General features: G+C 40.3%; 22 protein-coding genes. 4 read left to right on the forward strand and 18 right to left on the reverse strand.

Translation table 11 applies throughout. The features are described 5' to 3' along the window. Positions 1–8: 8 nt before the first annotated feature. Positions 9–1,064, forward strand: a complete 1,056-nt coding sequence (locus tag MKY27_RS08785; RefSeq protein ID WP_339194398.1) for an LLM class flavin-dependent oxidoreductase — start codon at positions 9–11, stop codon at positions 1,062–1,064. 148 nt (positions 1,065–1,212) lie between these two features. Here MKY27_RS08785 and MKY27_RS08790 read toward each other — a convergent pair whose 3' ends face one another. The 14 genes from MKY27_RS08790 to MKY27_RS08855 all read right to left on the reverse strand — a co-directional run bounded on the left by MKY27_RS08790 (position 1,213) and on the right by MKY27_RS08855 (position 12,575). Continuing rightward, positions 1,213–2,106: a 3-hydroxyacyl-CoA dehydrogenase gene (locus tag MKY27_RS08790; RefSeq protein ID WP_339194401.1), complete on the reverse strand. Its 894-nt coding sequence runs from the start codon at positions 2,104–2,106 to the stop codon at positions 1,213–1,215. A gap of 155 nt (positions 2,107–2,261) precedes the next feature. Next, positions 2,262–2,795, reverse strand: a complete 534-nt coding sequence (ssuE, locus tag MKY27_RS08795) for an NADPH-dependent FMN reductase (RefSeq protein WP_339194404.1) — start codon at positions 2,793–2,795, stop codon at positions 2,262–2,264. 14 nt (positions 2,796–2,809) lie between these two features. Continuing rightward, on the reverse strand, positions 2,810–4,132 hold the full coding sequence (locus MKY27_RS08800) for an LLM class flavin-dependent oxidoreductase (protein ID WP_339194406.1): 1,323 nt from the start codon (positions 4,130–4,132) through the stop codon (positions 2,810–2,812). A gap of 11 nt (positions 4,133–4,143) precedes the next feature. Beyond that, positions 4,144–5,271, reverse strand: coding sequence for an LLM class flavin-dependent oxidoreductase (locus MKY27_RS08805; RefSeq protein ID WP_339194408.1), 1,128 nt, complete (start codon positions 5,269–5,271; stop codon positions 4,144–4,146). Between the two features lie 12 nt (positions 5,272–5,283). Further along, positions 5,284–5,655, reverse strand: a complete 372-nt coding sequence (locus MKY27_RS08810; RefSeq protein ID WP_339194410.1) for a chemotaxis protein CheY — start codon at positions 5,653–5,655, stop codon at positions 5,284–5,286. Between the two features lie 15 nt (positions 5,656–5,670). Next, a complete protein-coding gene (locus MKY27_RS08815) occupies positions 5,671–6,969 on the reverse strand; it encodes an O-acetylhomoserine aminocarboxypropyltransferase/cysteine synthase family protein (protein WP_339194413.1) in 1,299 nt (432 codons plus the stop codon). 14 nt (positions 6,970–6,983) lie between these two features. After that, positions 6,984–7,475, reverse strand: a complete 492-nt coding sequence (locus tag MKY27_RS08820) for a redoxin domain-containing protein (protein WP_339194415.1) — start codon at positions 7,473–7,475, stop codon at positions 6,984–6,986. Then, positions 7,472–7,825 carry a FixH family protein gene (locus tag MKY27_RS08825; RefSeq protein WP_339194418.1) on the reverse strand — a complete coding sequence of 118 codons (354 nt, stop codon included), beginning with the start codon at positions 7,823–7,825 and terminating at the stop codon, positions 7,472–7,474. The genes MKY27_RS08820 and MKY27_RS08825 overlap by 4 nt, the downstream gene beginning before the upstream one ends. Further along, positions 7,822–8,592 carry an ABC transporter permease subunit gene (locus MKY27_RS08830; protein ID WP_339194421.1) on the reverse strand — a complete coding sequence of 257 codons (771 nt, stop codon included), beginning with the start codon at positions 8,590–8,592 and terminating at the stop codon, positions 7,822–7,824. The genes MKY27_RS08825 and MKY27_RS08830 overlap by 4 nt, the downstream gene beginning before the upstream one ends. Before the next feature lie 13 nt (positions 8,593–8,605). After that, positions 8,606–9,676, reverse strand: coding sequence for an ABC transporter substrate-binding protein (locus tag MKY27_RS08835; RefSeq protein WP_339194424.1), 1,071 nt, complete (start codon positions 9,674–9,676; stop codon positions 8,606–8,608). 12 nt (positions 9,677–9,688) lie between these two features. Continuing rightward, entirely contained in the window at positions 9,689–10,564 is an 876-nt protein-coding gene (locus MKY27_RS08840; RefSeq protein ID WP_339194426.1) for an ABC transporter ATP-binding protein, read from the reverse strand. A gap of 4 nt (positions 10,565–10,568) precedes the next feature. After that, positions 10,569–11,708, reverse strand: a complete 1,140-nt coding sequence (locus MKY27_RS08845; protein ID WP_339194428.1) for an acyl-CoA dehydrogenase family protein — start codon at positions 11,706–11,708, stop codon at positions 10,569–10,571. Between the two features lie 257 nt (positions 11,709–11,965). Continuing rightward, complete coding sequence (locus tag MKY27_RS08850) at positions 11,966–12,184, reverse strand: hypothetical protein (RefSeq protein ID WP_339194430.1); 219 nt, start codon at positions 12,182–12,184, stop codon at positions 11,966–11,968. A 22-nt stretch (positions 12,185–12,206) separates the two neighbouring features. Further along, positions 12,207–12,575: an SLAP domain-containing protein gene (locus MKY27_RS08855; protein WP_339171099.1), complete on the reverse strand. Its 369-nt coding sequence runs from the start codon at positions 12,573–12,575 to the stop codon at positions 12,207–12,209. Positions 12,576–12,686: 111 nt separating this feature from the next. Here MKY27_RS08855 and MKY27_RS08860 point away from each other — a divergent pair, with 111 nt between their 5' ends. Then, entirely contained in the window at positions 12,687–13,070 is a 384-nt protein-coding gene (locus MKY27_RS08860; protein ID WP_079526970.1) for an SET domain-containing protein, read from the forward strand. A 13-nt stretch (positions 13,071–13,083) separates the two neighbouring features. On the opposite strand, the gene MKY27_RS08865 is transcribed toward MKY27_RS08860, so the two are convergent. Further along, positions 13,084–13,839: an alpha/beta fold hydrolase gene (locus MKY27_RS08865; RefSeq protein ID WP_339194432.1), complete on the reverse strand. Its 756-nt coding sequence runs from the start codon at positions 13,837–13,839 to the stop codon at positions 13,084–13,086. A 157-nt stretch (positions 13,840–13,996) separates the two neighbouring features. Here MKY27_RS08865 and MKY27_RS08870 point away from each other — a divergent pair, with 157 nt between their 5' ends. Both MKY27_RS08870 and MKY27_RS08875 read left to right on the forward strand, forming a co-directional pair. Beyond that, positions 13,997–14,560, forward strand: a complete 564-nt coding sequence (locus MKY27_RS08870; RefSeq protein WP_339194434.1) for a copper resistance protein CopC — start codon at positions 13,997–13,999, stop codon at positions 14,558–14,560. Beyond that, positions 14,557–15,636 carry a CopD family protein gene (locus tag MKY27_RS08875; RefSeq protein WP_339194436.1) on the forward strand — a complete coding sequence of 360 codons (1,080 nt, stop codon included), beginning with the start codon at positions 14,557–14,559 and terminating at the stop codon, positions 15,634–15,636. Before MKY27_RS08870 ends, MKY27_RS08875 begins: the two co-directional genes overlap by 4 nt. A 64-nt stretch (positions 15,637–15,700) precedes the next feature. Here the strand turns inward: MKY27_RS08875 and MKY27_RS08880 are convergent, their stop codons facing one another. From MKY27_RS08880 to MKY27_RS08890, 3 genes are all read right to left on the reverse strand, one after another. Continuing rightward, positions 15,701–16,426, reverse strand: a complete 726-nt coding sequence (locus tag MKY27_RS08880) for a TspO/MBR family protein (protein WP_339194438.1) — start codon at positions 16,424–16,426, stop codon at positions 15,701–15,703. A gap of 119 nt (positions 16,427–16,545) precedes the next feature. After that, on the reverse strand, positions 16,546–17,178 hold the full coding sequence (locus MKY27_RS08885; protein ID WP_339194440.1) for a LysE family translocator: 633 nt from the start codon (positions 17,176–17,178) through the stop codon (positions 16,546–16,548). 329 nt (positions 17,179–17,507) lie between these two features. Further along, the gene (locus tag MKY27_RS08890) at positions 17,508–18,704 is read right to left on the reverse strand and encodes a DUF2812 domain-containing protein (RefSeq protein WP_339194442.1); all 1,197 of its coding nucleotides are present in this window, start codon (positions 18,702–18,704) and stop codon (positions 17,508–17,510) included. Positions 18,705–18,713 lie beyond the last annotated feature (9 nt).

Raw genomic sequence — 18,713 nt, forward strand, 5'->3', positions numbered from 1 at the left:
CAGTGATTATGGAACAATATCGAATTAATGAAAAAAACGGGATGGAGTTTGGACTATATACGTTAGGTGACCATATTCCGAATCCGTTAACAGGCTCACGCATCTCTGCGCAGCAGCGGATTCAGGAAATCATCGAAGCGAGCCAGTTGGCAGAACAGGCAGGTATTCATGTATTTGCGGTCGGTGAAAGCCATCAGCAATACTTTACAACACAGGCTCATTCAGTTGTACTTGGTGCAATTGCACAGGCTACAAAACGCATTAAACTGTCAAGTTCTGCGACGGTATTGAGCGTAGCGGATCCGGTCCGTGTTTACGAAGATTTTGCGACAATAGATTTAATTTCGAATGGACGTGCAGAAATAGTTGCAGGTCGCGGTTCACGTGTTGGCGCACATGAATTGTTTGGGGTTAGTCTACGTGACTATGAGGAAATTTTTGAGGAAAAACTTGCTCTGTTAAAACAGTTAAATGACCATTCTGTAGTAAACTATAACGGCAAATTTCGCCCGGCATTAAAGGATGCCCATATTTTACCTCAGCCTTTAAATGGCTCGATTCCAATTTGGCGGGCTGTTGGCGGCCCTCCCGGTAGTGCGATAAAAGCCGGCTATATGGGCATTCCCATGATGCTGACGACTTTAGGTGGGCCTTCGATTAACTTTAAACCTTCTGTTGATGCCTACCGCGAAGCAGCAGATCGCAGTGGTTTCGATGCGGCATCTTTACCAATTGCAACGACAAGTCTGTTTTATGTTGCGGAAACGGAAAAAGAAGCGGTTGATGGGATGCACCCACATTTAAGCGGCGGATTCCAGGCGATTCGAGGTCAAGGCTATCCTCGCTGGCAAGTGGAACAGGCACCAAATGTGGAAGATGCACTCATGGTCGGCAGTCCAAACCAAATTATCGAGAAAATGCTGTACCAATATGAATTGTTTGGCATGCAGCGCTTCATGGCCCAAATCGATTTTGGCGGAGTGCCATTCAGTAAAGTAATGAAAAATATCGAACTGATCGGTAACGAAATCATCCCGGCGATTAAAAAATATACAGCGAAATAAATTGAAACCCATCCTTTTCTTTTGAATGAAATGGATGGGCTTTTCCGATATTGCCTATGCAAAATCTGCATACACTTATTTCATTAAAAAACCCATGAAGCATGTATTTCTTCAAGGGTTAGAATTAGGTGGTATCGTACGTTTAGTATTAATTCGATTTTAAAAATTCAGGATCCATATAGGAAGGATTTGGGTATTTGTAGAAACCTTCGCCTGTTGAAACGCCCATTTTACCTTGATCAATCATTTCGCGTTTAATTTTTTCTGCGATTAATTTTGCTGCCGGATCGTGCTCTGCGCGCATTAAGTTTAAATTATATGGTGTTTCCATTCCTACGATATCGTATATTGCAAATGGTCCGCGTGGCGATCCTGTTGAAACCATCCAGTTTTTATCGATTGTTTGCGGATCTGCAATATCTTTCACCCAAAGCTCCATTGCCGCAGATAAAAACGGTACTAATAATGAATTAAGAATATAACCAGGCTGCTCTTTTTTCAGCACAAACGGAATCATGCCGATATTACGTGCAAAATCTGCCACTTGTTCAACATACTGCATATCTGTTCCGGGATGTCCCATTACTTCCGCCGTATTGTTTTGCCAAATAGAATTCGCAAAGTGTAATGCCAGGAACTTTTCCGGACGGCCAGTAAACTCAGCAAATTGGCTTGGTAATAATGTTGAGGAATTGGAAGCAAAGACTGTTTTTTCAGGTGCCACTTTCCCCAGGTTTTCATAGAATTTCTGTTTAATTTCTATACGTTCCGGCACTGCTTCGATTACAATATCTGCTTCTTTTGTTGCTTCTGCTAAATCAGTGTAATACTGAAGACTGTCGGACGCTTTTTCAGCACGGGCAACGTCTTGAAAATATTGGCCATATGTTGTCTTTAATGTAGCCATACGCTGTTTTGCCTTAGTAATTGCCTCTTCATTAATATCATAAACACTTACTTCAAATCCGAAAAATGCGGATTGGAATGCAATTTGACTACCTAAAACACCGCTTCCTGCAATTGTAACCTTTTTATAATTCATAGAATCCTCTCCTTTTTTAATAGCTCAATCCACTGAGAGTATTCCCTGTTTTACGGTAAATGAAAAGCAGTTATCTTATAAAATGACAATTAGTGAGGGTTATTCATTCAATAAAAAAACCCCGCAAAAGGAATGACTCCTTCGCGAGGCTCATTTTATACAGTTACTTTACTTTTGGGTGCAACACTTTCCCACACCTTTTCGATGCGTTCTTGTGCTGCTTCATCCAATGTAAAGCCATTATCAGTTTTCGTTACTTGTTTATCAACGATATAAATAGGGCTTGAAATTGTTGTCGCTCCTAAAATCGAAAGTACCGGCTTCAGTGAATATTCCAGTGCCAATAAGTGTGCGATGGACCCGCCGATTGCAACTGGTACGACAATTTTATTTTCCAATCCTTTTTGCGGCAGTAAATCGATGAATGTTTTCAAAATGCCGGTATAGGAACCTTTATAGATCGGTGTCAGGAAAAAGACGATATCCGCCTCACCTACTTTGACAATCTCTTCGGCAATTGCCTCACTCGCATAGTTTGCCGTAATCAAATCTTGCGCAGGCAACTGGTGGACCTGAATCGTTTCATGAGAAATACCTTGCTGTTCCAGCAATGTTTCAATGGATTGCTGAACACCTGTTAATCGGGATATCACACTGTTTCCACCATTAATTAAAATCGCTTTTGTCATGATCCACACTCCTCCTAAATATTTTGTAAAGTATAACGGGATGGGACTTGTTTTAACCCTAAATTCTCACGTAGTGTCTTACCCTCATATTCTGTACGGAATACCCCGCGCTTTTGTAGCTCAGGAATTACTAAATCAATAAAATCGGTAAAGCCGCCCGGGAAGTACGGAGGCATTAAGTTGAAGCCATCCGCAGCTTCCTCATCTACCCACTCAATCAACTGATCTGCGATTTCACTTGGTGAACCGAAAATAATGCGATGACCACGTGAACCGGCGATACGTAAATAAAGCTCACGAATAGTCAGGTTTTCGCGTTCTGCCAGCTCAATGATCAGCTGTTGACGGCTGCGGTTCCCGTTTGTCGGAGGAATGTCTTTCGGCAATGGACCATCCAGATCATGTTGCGAAAGGTCAACACCTAAGTAGTCTGCCAAAAAGTCCAAACCAATTTCCGGTGTTATTAACTGTTGCAGTTCCTCATATTTGGCGTAGGCCTTTTCTTTCGTTTCCGCTACGTAAATTGATACACCAGGCATGATTTTGATATCAGCGCGGTCACGTCCTGCAGCAACTGCCTTGTCTTTCAGTTTTTTATAAAATTGCTTTGCATCTTCAAGTGTCTGCTGTGCCGTAAAAATAACATCTGCTTGTTGTGCGGCAAGTGTCGTACCGGATTCCGAAGACCCTGCCTGCACTAATACAGGTCTGCCTTGCGGAGGACGCGATGAATTTAACGGACCTCGTACTGCGTAATATTCACCTTTATGGTTCAATGTGTGCAGTTTGCCTTTTGTAATATATTCACCCGTCTTTTTATTGCGTGCCAATGCATCATCTTCATAAGAATCCCATAAACCTTTTACGACTTCGACAAATTCATCTGCCCGTTCATAGCGAAGTGAATGATCCAGATGGTGGTCCTTGTTAAAGTTGCTCGCTTCTGCCGAATAGTAACTTGTCACAATATTCCATGCTGCGCGCCCGCCGCTTAAATGATCAAGCGATGAAAACTTACGCGCGATATGAAATGGCTCATTGTATGTTGTGGACGCAGTAGCTGTTAAACCGATATTTTTAGTCACAGTTGATAACACACTGAGTAATGTAAGTGGTTCAAAGCGAACTTGTTCTGCCGGGTGTGAAAGTTCGTTAAAAGATAAACCGTCACTTAAAAACAGCATATCTAATTTTCCTTGCTCGGCTTTTACAGCAACTTCTTTAAAAAATTCGACATTCTCGCTTGCATCCGCCTGTGCATCCGGGTGACGCCATGAAGCGATATGATGCCCTGTACCCATTAAAAAGACGCCTAATTTCATTTGTTTTTTCGTCATTTGCGTACCTCCTACACTAACTGTTCTTCGCGTTTAGCCAATATATCATGAACAAGTGGAATGACCTTTTCGCCAATCTCTTCGATTACTTCCAAATGCGGGAAACCACGCAATAACACTTTGTCAAAGCCTAAATCTACGAATTCCACGATACGCTCAGCTACCTGCTGCGGCGTGCCGACAAGCGCAATCGAATTGCCGGATAACACTTGTGTTAACCCTGCCCAAATATTCGGTGCAATCACGAAATTATTATCTTTTGATTCTAGCATCAACTGATGAAGGCGGCTCACACCTACCGCTCCGTTGTTTAACGTATTGGCATGTTTTGCTGCCAATACTTCAGGTTCTACTTGGCTAATAATTTTGTTCGCATTTTCAAACGCCGCTTCTTCTGTTTCACCTAAGACAACCTGGAATGAAACACTGTAGGATAGATCGCGATTTTTTTCTTTCGCCAACTTCACAACCGTTTCAAGCTCTTCTTTTGTCGTTTCCAATGTTTCGCCCCAAAGCATGTAAACGTCCGCTACATCTGTTGAAACTTCTTTTGCAATCGGTGATGATCCACCGAAGTAAATCGGAGGAGCATTTTTAACAGGCAATGGTAAGTTCGCGCCTTTTAATGTGTAAAACTCGCCATCATAATCGAACGTTTCTCCGTTGAACAGACGTTTTAAAATTTCAATATATTCGCGTGTACGCTTGTAACGATCTGTATGTGATAGGAAATCCCCGTCATTTTCAAGTTCTTTCGGTGCCCCGCCTGTTACGACATTGACAAATACTCGGTTATTCGACCAGTAGTTGACCGATGAATACTGTTTCGCCAGTTGTGTTGGCGCAGTAGAACCAGGACGAACCGCAAACAGAAAGTTCAAACTATTAGTATTGGCTGTCAAATGAGATGCAGCAACCAATGAATCAACACAGCTTCCGCCAATCGGCAACAGTAATGTCGAGAAGCCTGCTTTTTCAGCGGCCTGTGCAACTTTTGTAATATACTCTACAGAAGGTTCACGATCTGAATCTACCCCGACACCTGACCATGTTTGTGCACCTTTATTTGACGTTTGGTTTCCTACATATTCACTATCACCAGAAGTTGGCGCCATTGTAATAAACTCTACTTTTGTCATTTGAATTCCCCCTTATTTTGTAACCGGCGCACTTGCTACTACTTCATCAGCCGGTAATTCGTTTGATTGTTGAATGGAACCTGATTTCAACTGTTCTGCCACCTGAGCAAATGATTGATTTGCCGGTATATTAATGAATGAAATTTGTTCTTCCTGCGCTTTTTTATAAGATAATTCGCAGAAAGTTTCAGGCGGTGCAACAAAAGTTGTCGCGCCCAATTCAATCGCTTTACGTAATGTTGCGCCACGGCGTCCTTCTGTTAAATCAAGTGCCGGATTACGCAAATCTTCTACAGAATGGTCCTTCTGAATGATACGTAAAATTGTTCCTTCCACAATCGGTGTTACAAGACCTTCATCATTTACTACTACTGCAATCGCCATTTTAAAATCCCCCTGTTATTTTGTTATTTGAGCAACTTCGGCAGCTTTTAGTAAGCTTTGTGCCAAGTCGTTTTTAATATCTTCAATATCTTCCAAACCAATTGATAAACGGATCAGACCAGGTGTGACTCCACTTGCCAATTGCTGCTCTGGTGATAATCGTGAATGAGATGTGCTTGCCGGATGGATGACAAGTGACTTCGAGTCGCCGACATTGGCAACATGTGAAAGAAGCTGAACATTATTAATAAATGCCTTCGCTGCCTCTAGTCCGCCTTTTATCCCAAAGCTGAAAATCGACCCCGCCCCTTTCGGTAAATACTTCTCTACTAAATTGTTTGGATCATTGCCAGGCAGTGTCGGATAATTTACCCATTCCACCAGATCATGATCCGCTAAATATTCAGCAATGGCCTGTGCGTTCACAACATGCTGTCGTACGCGCACTGCCAGTGATTCAAGACCTTGAATGAAAAGCCATGCATTGAATGGTGATAATGTGGCACCTAAATCATGCCCCAGCTCAAAGCGTGCCTTCGTAATGAATGCCTTTTCTCCTGCTGCTTCAACAAAAGAACGGTTGCCGATCAATTCATTCGGTTCTACGAAGCTTTTGAATCGAGGCGCTTTCCATTCAAATTTACCGCCATCAATAATCGCACCGCCCAAAGACGTTCCGTGACCGCCGATAAATTTCGTTGTCGAGTGCACAACAATATCTGCTCCAAATTCAATCGGCTTTGATAAGTAAGGTGTCGCAAATGTATTATCAACAATAAGAGGTACATCATGGCGGTGGGCTACTTGTGCCAATCCTTCAATATCTGCAATTTGCAGGCTCGGATTACCGATTGTTTCAGTGAATACAGCGCGTGTTTTGTCATTGATCGCTGCTTCAACTTCCTGCAAGTCAGATCCTTCAACAAAGCGTACTGTTACACCGAAGCGAGGCAATGTTTTAGAGAACAATGTATACGTACCGCCATAAAGAGCATTCGTTGCGACAATTTCATCCCCTGCCTGTGCGACAGTCAGTACAGCAATCAGGATTGCCGCCTGCCCGGAAGCGACCGCAAATCCTCCGACACCGCCCTCCAAGGCAGCTAGACGTTCTTCAAATACTGCATTTGTCGGATTGGCATTTCGCGAATATAAATAGCCGCTTTCCTGTAATTTGAATAAGTTTGCCGCATGTTCCGTATCATCAAATACATAGGAAGTCGTCTGGTACAGCGGCACTGCACGTGATCGTGTTACCGGATCAACAGTTTGACCCGTATGGAGTGCGATTGTTTCCTGATTGAAAAATGTCATATGAAAATTCTCCTTTAATAAAGAAATTTTTGAGTAAGTGTAAGCAATTCCTGTTCCGTCAGTTCACCTTTTACGGTGTGTACTACTTTTCCGTCCTGCAAAAACAACGTCGTAGGCAATGTCAAAATTTCATAGTTTTCTTTCAGCTGCCCTTGACGATCTAAAAGAATCGGGAACGGTAAATCGAATTTCGCTAAATATTGATTGACCAGCCTTGTCGGTTCTTCCACATTGACTGCATAGAGCTCAATGTTGTGAGACTGAAGTGTTTCATACGCCGCTTTAAAGGCGGGCATTTCCCTTTCGCATGGGGGGCAGTAGGTTGCCCAGAAATTAAGAATATAGCTGCCTTCTTCCGGTATGGCAACTTGCTCACCGGAAGTAGTTTGGAGCAAAATTTCTTCGGTTTTCGCTTCTGCCTTTTGTTTGGACGTGTTGGAGATAATGGCATAGCTTAGCGCGATAATCAGGACAGCGAATAATAAAAGCTGTATCCATTTTTTCATTTAAGCTTCACCTCAATTTCAGGCATTTCATGCAGTTCTCCATAACTGACATGGGAAACCACTTTATAGGTGCCGGTACCATCGAAGCTCGTTTCAATCGAATACTTCCCGTCCCCTCTATAATCTGGCTTTACAGAACCGATCGTATTTCCGTTTGGATTTATCAGCTCGAATTCAATTTCCACATCGTATTGAATCGGTTCGCCGTTTTGCGTTACGGTTGCTGTGATTGTTACCGGTTCAAATGCTTCCAGCTCGGATTTACTGGCATTCAGTGACACATCGAGTGTTTCATTTGCATGTGCACTACAGCCTGCCAGCAACAGGATTGTAAGTAAAATTTTTTTCATTTGCCATCAGCCTTTAAATTTGTCCAGAATAGCAAGCGTTTTTTCAGCTTTTCGAATGCGATCATGACAGCCACAATGATAATACTGTTAAAAATGATGCCTGCAAGGACGTAATGATATTGTGAAAAGTCACTGTAATACTGGATGAAAAAGCCCATTCCCGATGAAGCCCCAAACATTTCGGCAATCGTTAAAATCAGGAAGCTCATACCGAGTGAAGTACTGGCACCGCTCAAAATATGGGGTGCACTTGCAGGTAACACGACTTTCAACAGGAATGTCGGTCCTTTTAAGCCAAGTGATTTTGCATTGTCCAAATAATGTTTTTCTATCAGAAGAACACCATGAATCGTTCCTAAAAATACCGGCCAAAAGGCACCGATAAAAATAAGTGACATCGAAGCCGTTTGGAAAGTCGGTAAAATCGCAATGACATATGGAATGAACAATGTTGGCGGAATCGGACTTAATGCATGAAAATAAGGCATTAATATTTCACGTGACCGTTTGTTCAATCCGAAAAACAGACCGCCTACAATACCTGTCACTAAAGCTCCAAAGAACCCTGGTATCAGTAGTTTCATCGAACTTACAACACCGGTTAATAGCTCACCAATTTTCGCGGAAAAGGATTCAACGACCGTTAGCGGCTGCGGGAATATTACCGGATTGATCCATGTCGCATATTTTGTGACAAGGGCCCAGACTGCAATAAATATTATTCCTATCAATATAGTAAGATTATAGCGTTTAAAAAATGTGAGCATTCCATCCCACCCCTTAAATGTTTTGTTCATTAAAACGAACGAGCTGATCTTTGTAATAAGCATCATCCGGATATTGTTCAATTAATTCGTTTAATGCTTTTTCGTATAGATCGATATTTACATAGTCGTTTACATCAATATCATCCACATTTTCAACATAGCCGATTTCTTTCATCTGCTCCCACATTTGAACTACTTTCTCTCTGCTTGGATCAGAAGAATAATTCGAGTGGCTGTCGTTTACGATTGTATTAATTACTTTTTCATCGACTTTCATATATTCTTTCGCAGCTGTTACAGCTGATTGCGGATCCTCAATCTTTTTACGTTCTGCGCGAATAAGTGCCTTTAAAAAACGTTTATACGCTTCACCATCTTCTTCCGCCAATAATTCCGAACGTGTTACGACACGGCAGCATACATGCCCTTCCTGTAGATCATTGCTCCATGCAACTGCTTCAAGACCCATATCAACCGCCTGTGCGTAGAATGAGTTTGCCGATACTGCAACGTCCACTTTTCCTGACGCTACCGCTTCAAGCAGCATACTGCCTGTTTTGAATTCAACGATTTCCAGATCTTTTTTCCAGTCGATCCCCGCATCTTCAAGTGCAGAGCGGAAAACGATATCCGATGTAAAGATTCTGATTGTCCCTACTTTTTTACCTTTATAGCTTTCAAGCGAAGTATATTGCCCCGCATTTTCCTTTTTCGTTAGGATCGGGTGTCCGCCTTCCAAATGACCACCGATAATCGAGAAGTCCGAGCCGTTTGCAATAAATGTTAACGGTCCAGCTGTACCGAAAGTTAATCCGACATCGATTTTCCCTGCTTGGAGTGCATTCAGACCGTCTGCCGAGTTTGCAAATCCAACACGATTGACCGCAATATGTTCTTCTTCAAAATAGCCTTCCTGGTGGGCAATATCGACGAGTGTTCCGCCTGCAGACTGACTTAAACCAACCGTAATTTCATAGTCGTCAGAGGCTTCCCCTTTCGAAACTTGTTCGTCATCTCCACATGCAGTAAGCAATCCTGCTGCTAAAGCAAGTGAAGCGATCCATTTCTGATTTGTTCTTTTCATTTAACGATCCTCCTATATTCCTGCGCCGTCTGTTATTTCCGTTTTTAAACTATTGACGATCTGTTCGTTCATCTCGTTTAAAAGGGATTCACGAAATGCACGGAACTCCTTGTTTTCAAATAACTTCTGACGATCCGTTCCTTTTTTCTCAATCGGTACGTGGATGCTTTTCGTTACCGCACCGTTTTTCCCCGGAGCAAAGATGACAATCCGGTCCGCCAAATAAATGGCTTCGTCAACATCATGTGTCACAAAAACAACGGTACGTTTTTGCTCGGCACTGATTTGAACAAGCAGATCCTGCAATTGAATACGTGTAACAGGATCCAAAGCGCCAAATGGTTCATCCATCAGTAGTAAGTCCGAACCGTAGCTTAATGCCCGCGCAATGGCTGCACGCTGTTTCATACCACCGGACATTTGCCCTGGATATTTTTTTACCGCATGCCCTAAGTGAACAAGTGTCAAATACTGCTCTGCAATATGTGCCAGTTCTTTTTTCGGCATTTTCTTATTCCGTTGTTTTAATGCAAGCATGACATTCGCCTGTGCCGTCAGCCATGGAAATAAGGAATAGTCCTGGAAAACAACACCGCAATCCGGATGCGTTTCCTTAACGGATTTGCCGTTTATTTCGATATCGCCATTTGAAAATGGTTCAAGCCCTGCCATCATTCGAAGTAATGTACTTTTCCCGCATCCGGATGGCCCCATGAATACGAGAAACTCGCCCTCTTGCACCTCCAGCTGAATATTGTTTAGTATTTTTGTCGTCGCATCATAACTGAAATCGATATTCTGCACTTTAATTTTCGTTTTTATCTCGTTGCTATGTTTCGTTGATAGAGGGTTTTGTTGTAGCACTGGACGTTCCAATAACTGAACCATGTACTCACTCTCCTAACAGAAATTTTCTACCTAATGATTGAATCGACGTATCAACCGGAACATGCAATGTCATCGTCCGCAAGTTACGCCAATAGCGGTCAAACCCATATCGTCCTGCAGTAGCGCGGCTGCCCATCACTTCGAAAATTTTTGAAGTAATATCAAGCCCTACTTGTGTTGTAAAGATTTTAGCTGTTTGTAATGCATCATCCAGATTACTGCGATGCTTAGGGGTAATCTTTTCGGGTTCATCCCATAGTTTCTGTAATAGTTGATCCGCTTTTTTAACAACCAGATTCGCTGCTTCAACCTGTACGTAAAACTGGCCGTAATGATGCTGGATGATCGGATCTTCAATCGCCGAAGTTTGTGTAATAGCACGCGGTCTTGTTTGTTCTCTCGTATATGTAAGCGCTGATTGAAGGGCACCTTCTGAAATTCCTAAATAGACATGGTTTAAAATAAATGTCGCGATATTCAGACGCAGTTGAGAAAACTCACTTGCATAAAATCCTTGCTGCAACACTTCTTCTTCGTGTACTTCAACTTCGCTGAAAATAATCGTTCCACTATCTGTTTGACGTTGGCCCATATTATCCCAATCGCCTTTTATATCTACACCTATCCGATTACTAGGAATAACGACCAACAATGGCTCATCCTGTCCTTCTACAATTGCTGATACTAATAATACATCTGAATCGACACTGCCTGAGCAGAACGTTTTTACCCCGTTCAGCACATAACCTGTTGTTGTTTTTTCAGCCTTCAATTGAATAGCTACCGGGTTAAATGCATTTCCCCAAAAATAATTATGTTTTGCAGTTTCGCGGTAATAAAATTCCTTTTGCTCTTGGGAACCGCATAAATGCGGTGTAACAAGATTGATAAAGTGATAGCCTATTACATGTGCCAGTGAACTATCAGCTCGTGCGATTGTTCGAACGACTTGAAACACATCTTGCCAATTCCCACCTAAACCACCGTATTCAGTCGGAATTAAAAGTTTCAAAAGGCCGCTTTCACGAATTAAATCCCGTTCAAACTTAGCATTGCCACCAACTTTATCTCTTTCTACGGCTGTTTGTTCAAACTGTTCCGCAAGCTTTTCCGCGATTTCGTCAATATGTGCAACTGCTCCCATAACACCTCTCCTTTACTAGTTATAGAATTTTCTTGCAATTCAGTATTCTTAATTCGTTAGTTTACAGATGCATTAATTTAAAGTCAATAGTCAATTTGAATAATTCATACTGGAATAGTATGCTTTTAGCAAATTGATGTAAAAAAACGTATTCATATGTATTTATTAACAAACTTATTATGTGATTTAAAGGGGATTGGAAGTTTGAAGTAGAAAAAACCACTATTTACATAGCGGTCTTTTTGTTATTAGTATGTTTAATAATTCATGACTTGATAGTAAACAACAATTTGATAAATTGCCGGAACAATTAATGCGATTGCCAGGGAAATAACTGCTCCCCACTTCGATTGGTTCACTAATCGCTCATTGTCGATTTTCAATTGCTGAAAAAATGACAGTATAAAATATAATGCACTGACTAAAAAGATAGGGGTTACGAATGTGAGCCAAATACCTGCATTCATTCCATGCATCGATTCCTTCACCTCAATCCCATTATATTTCAATAACCAACTGTTTTATTTCTGTGAATAGAAAATCATTACTTTCGTCGAAAATAAAAGTCCACGGCATTGAACAATAAGGAGGAATTTTGAGTGCATCAATTGTAAAATTTCGAGCAATTCGACTCGTTTCTGTTATAATACTGACCTTCCTATTATTAAAAGTAAGATGTCGATCTGTCCGATTATGAATAAGTGTAGTAATGAGGATCTGTTTTTTATGATTAATGGCCTTACGAATTACATCACAGGAAATGAGCTGATCTTGTTCTTTCGTTTTCTGAAAAGCTTGTTCGATTATTAATCGGTCTTGTGTTGAAATCGTTTTATCCCATGCTGCTTCAAATTGCAGTTTTTGCATGAACTTCATCCTTCCAATGAATTATTTAGGTAAATAAGCAATAAAACAACCTTTCTATGATGATACATGTTACAGTAGGAAAGAATCTTAAAAGTTAGAAGGCGAAAAAATATGATCGAAGTAAAGAATTCTCCGATAAGTGACGGGGAATACAATCGCGGTATTTTTGCGATTAATGCAATTCCTAAAGGAACGTTATTCCACCAAGCACCGGTACTAAGCTATCCAAACGAGCAACATGAACATATTGAAAAAACAAATCTTGCGGATTATGCGTTTGAGTTTGGTATTGGACGCTCAGCAATCCTATTAGGCTACGGGATGCTATTTAACCATTCATATGAGCCGAATGCCACATATGAAATTAATTTCGACAACGAAACATTCGATTTCTTTGCTTATAAAGATATTGAAGCCGGCGAAGAAATTTTTATTAATTATAATGGGGATGTTGATGACAACGACCCACTATGGTTCAACAACGAAGAAGAATAAAAAGAGGAGCTGTCTAAAATTGGACAGTTCCTTTTTCTATTTCAACGAGAAAATCAATAATATCTTGCGTCAGCAATTGGCGTTCTTTTCCTAATGTAATTAGGTGGCCACTATTGTCGTATTGTTTTTTTGTAATGACCTTGCTTGTTGCACTATTTTCAATTATATCTATACTTTGATGAAAAACCGGTTCGTCCAGCATACCTTTTGCCAGGAAAAGCGGCTGTTTCAGTAAATGAAGCTGTTTGCCCGTATTAACGATAAACTGCTGCAGCGCAATCATTTTATCGGCAGGTCTTGGAAAGTGCTCATTCAAAAACGCTTGCAGTTCCTGTTCAGAGCTCCCTTTATTTTGTAAATACCTTTTGGAATAATAGACGACACGTTGTTCCAATCCTTCCACGGGCCGCTCTATTACTGGCGAAGATATAATACATAAAGCCTTCACTTCAGGAAATTCATTTGCCAGCCTTATTCCTAGTACACCACCTAACGACTGGCCAATGACAGTAATCGCTTCATAATTTTCATCGATTAAAAATTGAACAGCCTTTCTGCTATGTTCCCATATTTGTTCCATAGAACTTGCAAATAATTGTTCCGGTGATGCTCCGTGCCCTGCCAAATTAGGTGCATAGCTTGTATACCCTTTGCTATGAAGCATTTTTGCCAAATAGTTCATCTCTTTCGCATTGCTCGTAAAACTATGTAAAAGCAGAACGGCTTGTGTATTTCCTTTTAAATAAATATCCTCTACAAAATGCTGCATGTTGATCCCCTTTTCATTTGTGACAATATTATAGCATAACAACTCTCTCTATCTGACTTTTCATCAAGTTTAATAAGCGGAAACAGTGCATTTGTCTTATGGTTCGGCTACAATATGGGGTGAGTAAAATAACAGATGAAAGGAGAATCATATTAATATGAGATCAATATTATTATCGATTCTTGCTGCACTATTTTTAGCTGTACCGAACGCAGCAGCACATACGTATTTAGACACGACTACCCCCGAGGACGGTGCAGTTGTAACTGAACCGTTACAGGCAATCGAACTTACATACGCCGGAAAAATTGAAGTAGGCAGTACATTTAACGTCATTTCAAGTAACGGTGAAAAAATAGAAACCGTTTCGATGGATTTAGTTGATGGTGTATTAGTGGGTAGTTTCGCTTCTCCATTACCAAATGATGATTATACTGTTGAATGGAATAGTATTAGTGAGGACGGTCACCCATTATCAGGTCAATTCTCCTTTACGGTTGATGCACCTGTAGCAGAAGAACCGGTAGATGAAGAAGTTACAGAAGTTGACGAAGAGCAAGCGGAAGTAAACGAAACGGCAGATAATGATACTGCAGAAACAACTGTGGCAGCTGAAGAGGAAACTTCAAATAATACATTACTGTATATCGTTGGAGCCCTTTTACTTCTTATTATAATCGTAAGTGTTTTCACTATTGCTAGACGGAAAAATATAAAATGATGGCATTGACAATTTTTAGTCAATTTTTACTCTATGTAAGTTTAGCTCTTCTAATGGGATCATTACTCTTATACTGTATCCCTGAAACAGTTCGTCCGAAAATTGATATTCCTGCAAAGTGGATCATTGTAAGTGCAGTCATTCTGCCTTTTGTCACTTTTGTACCGAATATTCAGTTGCTGACAATTTTGACTCCGCAGTTCGGTTTCATTGAATCAGTAGGCATGTTGCTTATGAAATTTAAAGTTGGCCATTCATGGCTCGCTATCGCAGGTTTCACTATTATTTTGCTTATAGTGCTTCGCCAGTTTCTAAAGAAACCGTCTAAGCTTATAGCGATCATGGTGATTTTTATTTTAATCGCTATGATGGCAGCAATAGGTTATATAAGTCATGCAGGTTCGATGACAGGGATTGTCGGATCGGTACTGGATTTTGTCCATCTTCTAGCTGTCAGTATATGGCTTGGCATTTTAATCATGATGAGCTTCTTCTCAAAAGATGCGCAAAATTGGGAAGCCTTTTTAAAATGGTTCTCCCCTGTTGCACTTGTAGCTTTTACAGCTGTTGCTTTAACAGGTGTCCTTATGACTGACACAATCGTGCCGGGCTATGTGACAAGCTGGTCGAGCAATTACGGACAGTTTCTATTTATTAAGCATGTTCTGCTAGTACCTTTGACAGTTATTATTTTAGCTAACAGTCTGCTTATAAAACTGAAAATGAACAAGCCATTATTTGAACCGCGTACATGGGTAAGGATTGAAACGATTTTGCTCGTATTGATTTTGTTCATTACCGCGCTATATAGTGAACAACAGCCACCCAGCTTTTATGTTCTGGAAATTTCACCGTTTTTTGAACTATTTTACCGGAGCTCGATTGAAGCAGGCATGCGCGGATATTTCCAAATGACAGGTATCGGGTTAGGGTTTTTCCTCATGACTGCATTGTTTATTGGGCTTGTCATTGTAAGCTATATTAAACAGCTACCGGTCGTTGTATCGGCTGCCATGACTTTTGCGATTACATTATGTTTTTACATGGGCTTTATGTCGATTGTATTTTTTAAATAACTACCAAAAATAAAGGGTTGTAGTACAAGTCCGTTTCGACTTATACTACAACCCTTCTTCATTATTACACTAGCCTTTTCGTTTTCATGCGCATATAGTGGATGAGTGCCACAATGATTAATATGATTGTTAATACGATTGTTCCGTACTGCATTGTCGCATCATCTGTTTTGACAGCGATACCGACCAGCGCCCAAACGATAACGAGGGTAAAGAAGATATCCTTTGAGATGGCAACAGCCAAATACCCTAAAATAACTGCAACACCGACAAGTACGAGTGATCCGACCACTTCAGAGATTCCTAAATCAACCCCATTGTATTTTAACACATAGCTCACATTCGCAATTGTCGCTACGGATAACCATGCTAAGTAGAACGAAAACGGAAAGCGTTCTGAAAAACCGGTTTCATTGTTTTTATACTGCTTATAAATCGCAATGAGTGTAAATAATAAAAAGAACATTACGATAATGGACAGGATAAACTGTTCATAATGCCAGCTGAACAGCCAAGCAATATTAAATATGCAGCTAATGATAAATAAAATCCCTACTTTTCCGTTAAAACGATTGTCTTTCACTTTGCGGTATATCGTAATCAGCCATATGACAAGCAATACATAAATTAATGACCAAATTGAAAATACATAACCTGCCGGCGTAAATAATACTTCTAATCGATCCGAAATATCTGCTGCCGTTTGACCGTTTATCGGCAGTGTATTTGATAGCACATTCACCACTATTACCGCGATCATGGCTATCCACATAGTAATATACAAACCCATCTTTCATCATCCTTTTTTCTAGAATTAGGGAACTATACCCTTTTTCAAAAAAGAATATGCGGTTTAATCGGGATTACGATTTAAATGCAATGGATTTGTACATTTCTCTCCGTTATCTATTAGGATTGTTTTTCCAATGCTAGTTTAATGCCAAAACCGATAAGAACAGCTCCGGTCAATGATTCGATTACCGATTGTGTAGCAGGTTTTTTCATGAATTCACGGATTTTGTTCAATAAAAATACATAGAGTGCAAACCAGACAAAAGTTAAAACAATATAGATGATTCCCATCGTTAAAAATGGCCAAAACGGCTCTGCCCCTTTTGATAGGAACTGCGGTAAAAATGTAAGGAAAAATACCGCTACTTTAGGATTCGTAATATTTGTGACAAGGCCCTGCTTAAAATAGGAATTGCCTTTTGCTTCAATTTCCGGAATATCCGTCATTTCCTCTGCCTCTGTTTTTTTAGCACGCAGGCTAATCAATGTTTTGATACCCAAATAGCATAAATACGCTGCTCCGACATATTTCAGCACTGTAAATGCCACGGCTGATTTCACGATAATTGCCGACAGCCCTGCAACCGCTGCGATTGTATGGACGGTTAACCCTGCACAAGAGCCGACCATCGTTTGAAACCCTCCCTTTTGTCCGTTAACAATCGTATTTTTCGTAACGATCGCTGTATCCGGACCTGGCAGTATGATCAGTAGTATACACGCAATAATAAAGAACACTACATTCTCCATTTACTCACCTTCATTTTCTGAATTTTTAAATATGTTAACATGTTGATCAGAAGGAAGCCAGGGGTATTTTCAGTTTAATAGTTAAGCATGCTTGGTTGTTTTTATGTATGGCGGACTAAATTTTGTAACCGTCGACTGATTTTATTAGAAGTTTTTTCGTTTTATTAGAAAACTTCTATGGTTTATTAGCGTATTTCAACTATTTATTTGAACATCTGAGAGACTTATTAGAACAATTGCCTTATATATTAGAAAATCGGCAACTTATTAGAAGATTTCTACCCGATATTAGATGATTTACGATTATATTAGAAATTCTAGATCCGCGCTTAGTATTCCGTAAGCAAAACAATTTTCTCAGCGGCATTTTCTATAATAACATCCGCCCCTACCTCACCTGAGTAACCAATATACATGACAGACTGGTCTTTAACGAAGATAAATTCTTTATTATAGTCGCTTTGGCGTATAAGTAACCGGTCGAATTCCTTATGCTCTCCTTCCATAAATGATTCTGCTTCATTTACAAAACTATGCTTTGTGATAAGGTCATCAACCAATGGTGCAACAAGGGATTTAAAGTTTAAACGGTAAACCTCCGAAGAGATACTTGGTTCATAACTGTTGTTTGGGTCAGACCTTTGCCCTTTCTTTTCAATGAAATTTTCCCTCATACTAAATTGTATAGGAGCGACTATACTCCAGTTTTCCGAGTAATTATTTCCCCAATCTACTTCATCTATCATAAAAACATCCCGTTCAAGGTTTGGCGCAGTTTCAATTGTCGCTAATCTTACAAACGGTAGCGATGAATCTTCTTCCGGTAATGTAAGTGTATCCATCTGAAGTAACTGATAAAACGGAATGAAAATCGCAAATAAAGATATTCCCATAGTCATTACATTAACTATTATGTTATTGCGATAAAAAATCTCCCATGGTTTATGATGATTATCATAATTTTCTTCATTCATATTGCGTCGTATGCGTGCAATACCTAGAAGTCCCATTGCCATGGAAATCAAGTAATAGAGGTTCAACAATGAGAGGACCATTGTTGTAAATATATGACCTTCAATTAATGTCAATGTTGGTGTATTTCCTGTGAACCAAATACTGCCAATTAGCCAAAAAAGGGCTATCACAGCCAATAAAATAAAGATGAAACTTATCAATGTTTTCTTGAAAAGGGCATTTGCTACAGTTATTTGCTCTTCCCGATCTATTGGGGGTTCATTTATTTTACGATCTGTCGGTGCAGCGAATACGTGAAAATGGCGGTCACTCGCAATATAGTCCCAGCCGCTTTCTTCAAATAACCGGATTTTTTCACTTGATATATATTTGCTTTTTGCGAGTTCCAGCCGGTAATCCATTCGTTTACGATCACCTTTTTTAAATTTCGCAAAATGTGTGCCAATCTCATAAAAATGAAGACCTTGCTCAGACATATCTGAAAACCAGCTTTCATGTTCCTTGATGCGCCAATATTGGCCCGGTCTTAATCTGCGTACGATTTCTGCCATCGCTCTCCC

The organism is Solibacillus sp. FSL R5-0449, assembly GCF_037975215.1.
Taxonomy (GTDB): Bacteria; Bacillota; Bacilli; order Bacillales_A; family Planococcaceae; genus Solibacillus.

Excerpts from the sequence above, each read along its gene's own strand:
- MKY27_RS08835 (WP_339194424.1), bottom strand. The coding sequence starts at position 9,676 with ATGAAAAGAACAAATCAGAAATGGATCGCTTCACTTGCTTTAGCAGCA.
- MKY27_RS08860 (WP_079526970.1), top strand. The coding sequence starts at position 12,687 with ATGATCGAAGTAAAGAATTCTCCGATAAGTGACGGGGAATACAATCGC.
- MKY27_RS08870 (WP_339194434.1), top strand. The coding sequence starts at position 13,997 with ATGAGATCAATATTATTATCGATTCTTGCTGCACTATTTTTAGCTGTA.
- MKY27_RS08810 (WP_339194410.1), bottom strand. The coding sequence starts at position 5,655 with ATGGCGATTGCAGTAGTAGTAAATGATGAAGGTCTTGTAACACCGATT.
- MKY27_RS08805 (WP_339194408.1), bottom strand. The coding sequence starts at position 5,271 with ATGACAAAAGTAGAGTTTATTACAATGGCGCCAACTTCTGGTGATAGT.
- MKY27_RS08890 (WP_339194442.1), bottom strand. The coding sequence starts at position 18,704 with ATGGCAGAAATCGTACGCAGATTAAGACCGGGCCAATATTGGCGCATC.
- MKY27_RS08865 (WP_339194432.1), bottom strand. The coding sequence starts at position 13,839 with ATGCAGCATTTTGTAGAGGATATTTATTTAAAAGGAAATACACAAGCC.
- MKY27_RS08845 (WP_339194428.1), bottom strand. The coding sequence starts at position 11,708 with ATGGGAGCAGTTGCACATATTGACGAAATCGCGGAAAAGCTTGCGGAA.
- MKY27_RS08855 (WP_339171099.1), bottom strand. The coding sequence starts at position 12,575 with ATGCAAAAACTGCAATTTGAAGCAGCATGGGATAAAACGATTTCAACA.
- MKY27_RS08815 (WP_339194413.1), bottom strand. The coding sequence starts at position 6,969 with ATGACATTTTTCAATCAGGAAACAATCGCACTCCATACGGGTCAAACT.
- MKY27_RS08850 (WP_339194430.1), bottom strand. The coding sequence starts at position 12,184 with ATGCATGGAATGAATGCAGGTATTTGGCTCACATTCGTAACCCCTATC.
- MKY27_RS08825 (WP_339194418.1), bottom strand. The coding sequence starts at position 7,825 with ATGAAAAAAATTTTACTTACAATCCTGTTGCTGGCAGGCTGTAGTGCA.
- ssuE (WP_339194404.1), bottom strand. The coding sequence starts at position 2,795 with ATGACAAAAGCGATTTTAATTAATGGTGGAAACAGTGTGATATCCCGA.
- MKY27_RS08875 (WP_339194436.1), top strand. The coding sequence starts at position 14,557 with ATGATGGCATTGACAATTTTTAGTCAATTTTTACTCTATGTAAGTTTA.
- MKY27_RS08800 (WP_339194406.1), bottom strand. The coding sequence starts at position 4,132 with ATGACGAAAAAACAAATGAAATTAGGCGTCTTTTTAATGGGTACAGGG.
- MKY27_RS08880 (WP_339194438.1), bottom strand. The coding sequence starts at position 16,426 with ATGGGTTTGTATATTACTATGTGGATAGCCATGATCGCGGTAATAGTG.
- MKY27_RS08840 (WP_339194426.1), bottom strand. The coding sequence starts at position 10,564 with ATGGTTCAGTTATTGGAACGTCCAGTGCTACAACAAAACCCTCTATCA.
- MKY27_RS08790 (WP_339194401.1), bottom strand. The coding sequence starts at position 2,106 with ATGAATTATAAAAAGGTTACAATTGCAGGAAGCGGTGTTTTAGGTAGT.
- MKY27_RS08785 (WP_339194398.1), top strand. The coding sequence starts at position 9 with ATGGAACAATATCGAATTAATGAAAAAAACGGGATGGAGTTTGGACTA.
- MKY27_RS08830 (WP_339194421.1), bottom strand. The coding sequence starts at position 8,592 with ATGCTCACATTTTTTAAACGCTATAATCTTACTATATTGATAGGAATA.
- MKY27_RS08885 (WP_339194440.1), bottom strand. The coding sequence starts at position 17,178 with ATGGAGAATGTAGTGTTCTTTATTATTGCGTGTATACTACTGATCATA.
- MKY27_RS08820 (WP_339194415.1), bottom strand. The coding sequence starts at position 7,475 with ATGAAAAAATGGATACAGCTTTTATTATTCGCTGTCCTGATTATCGCG.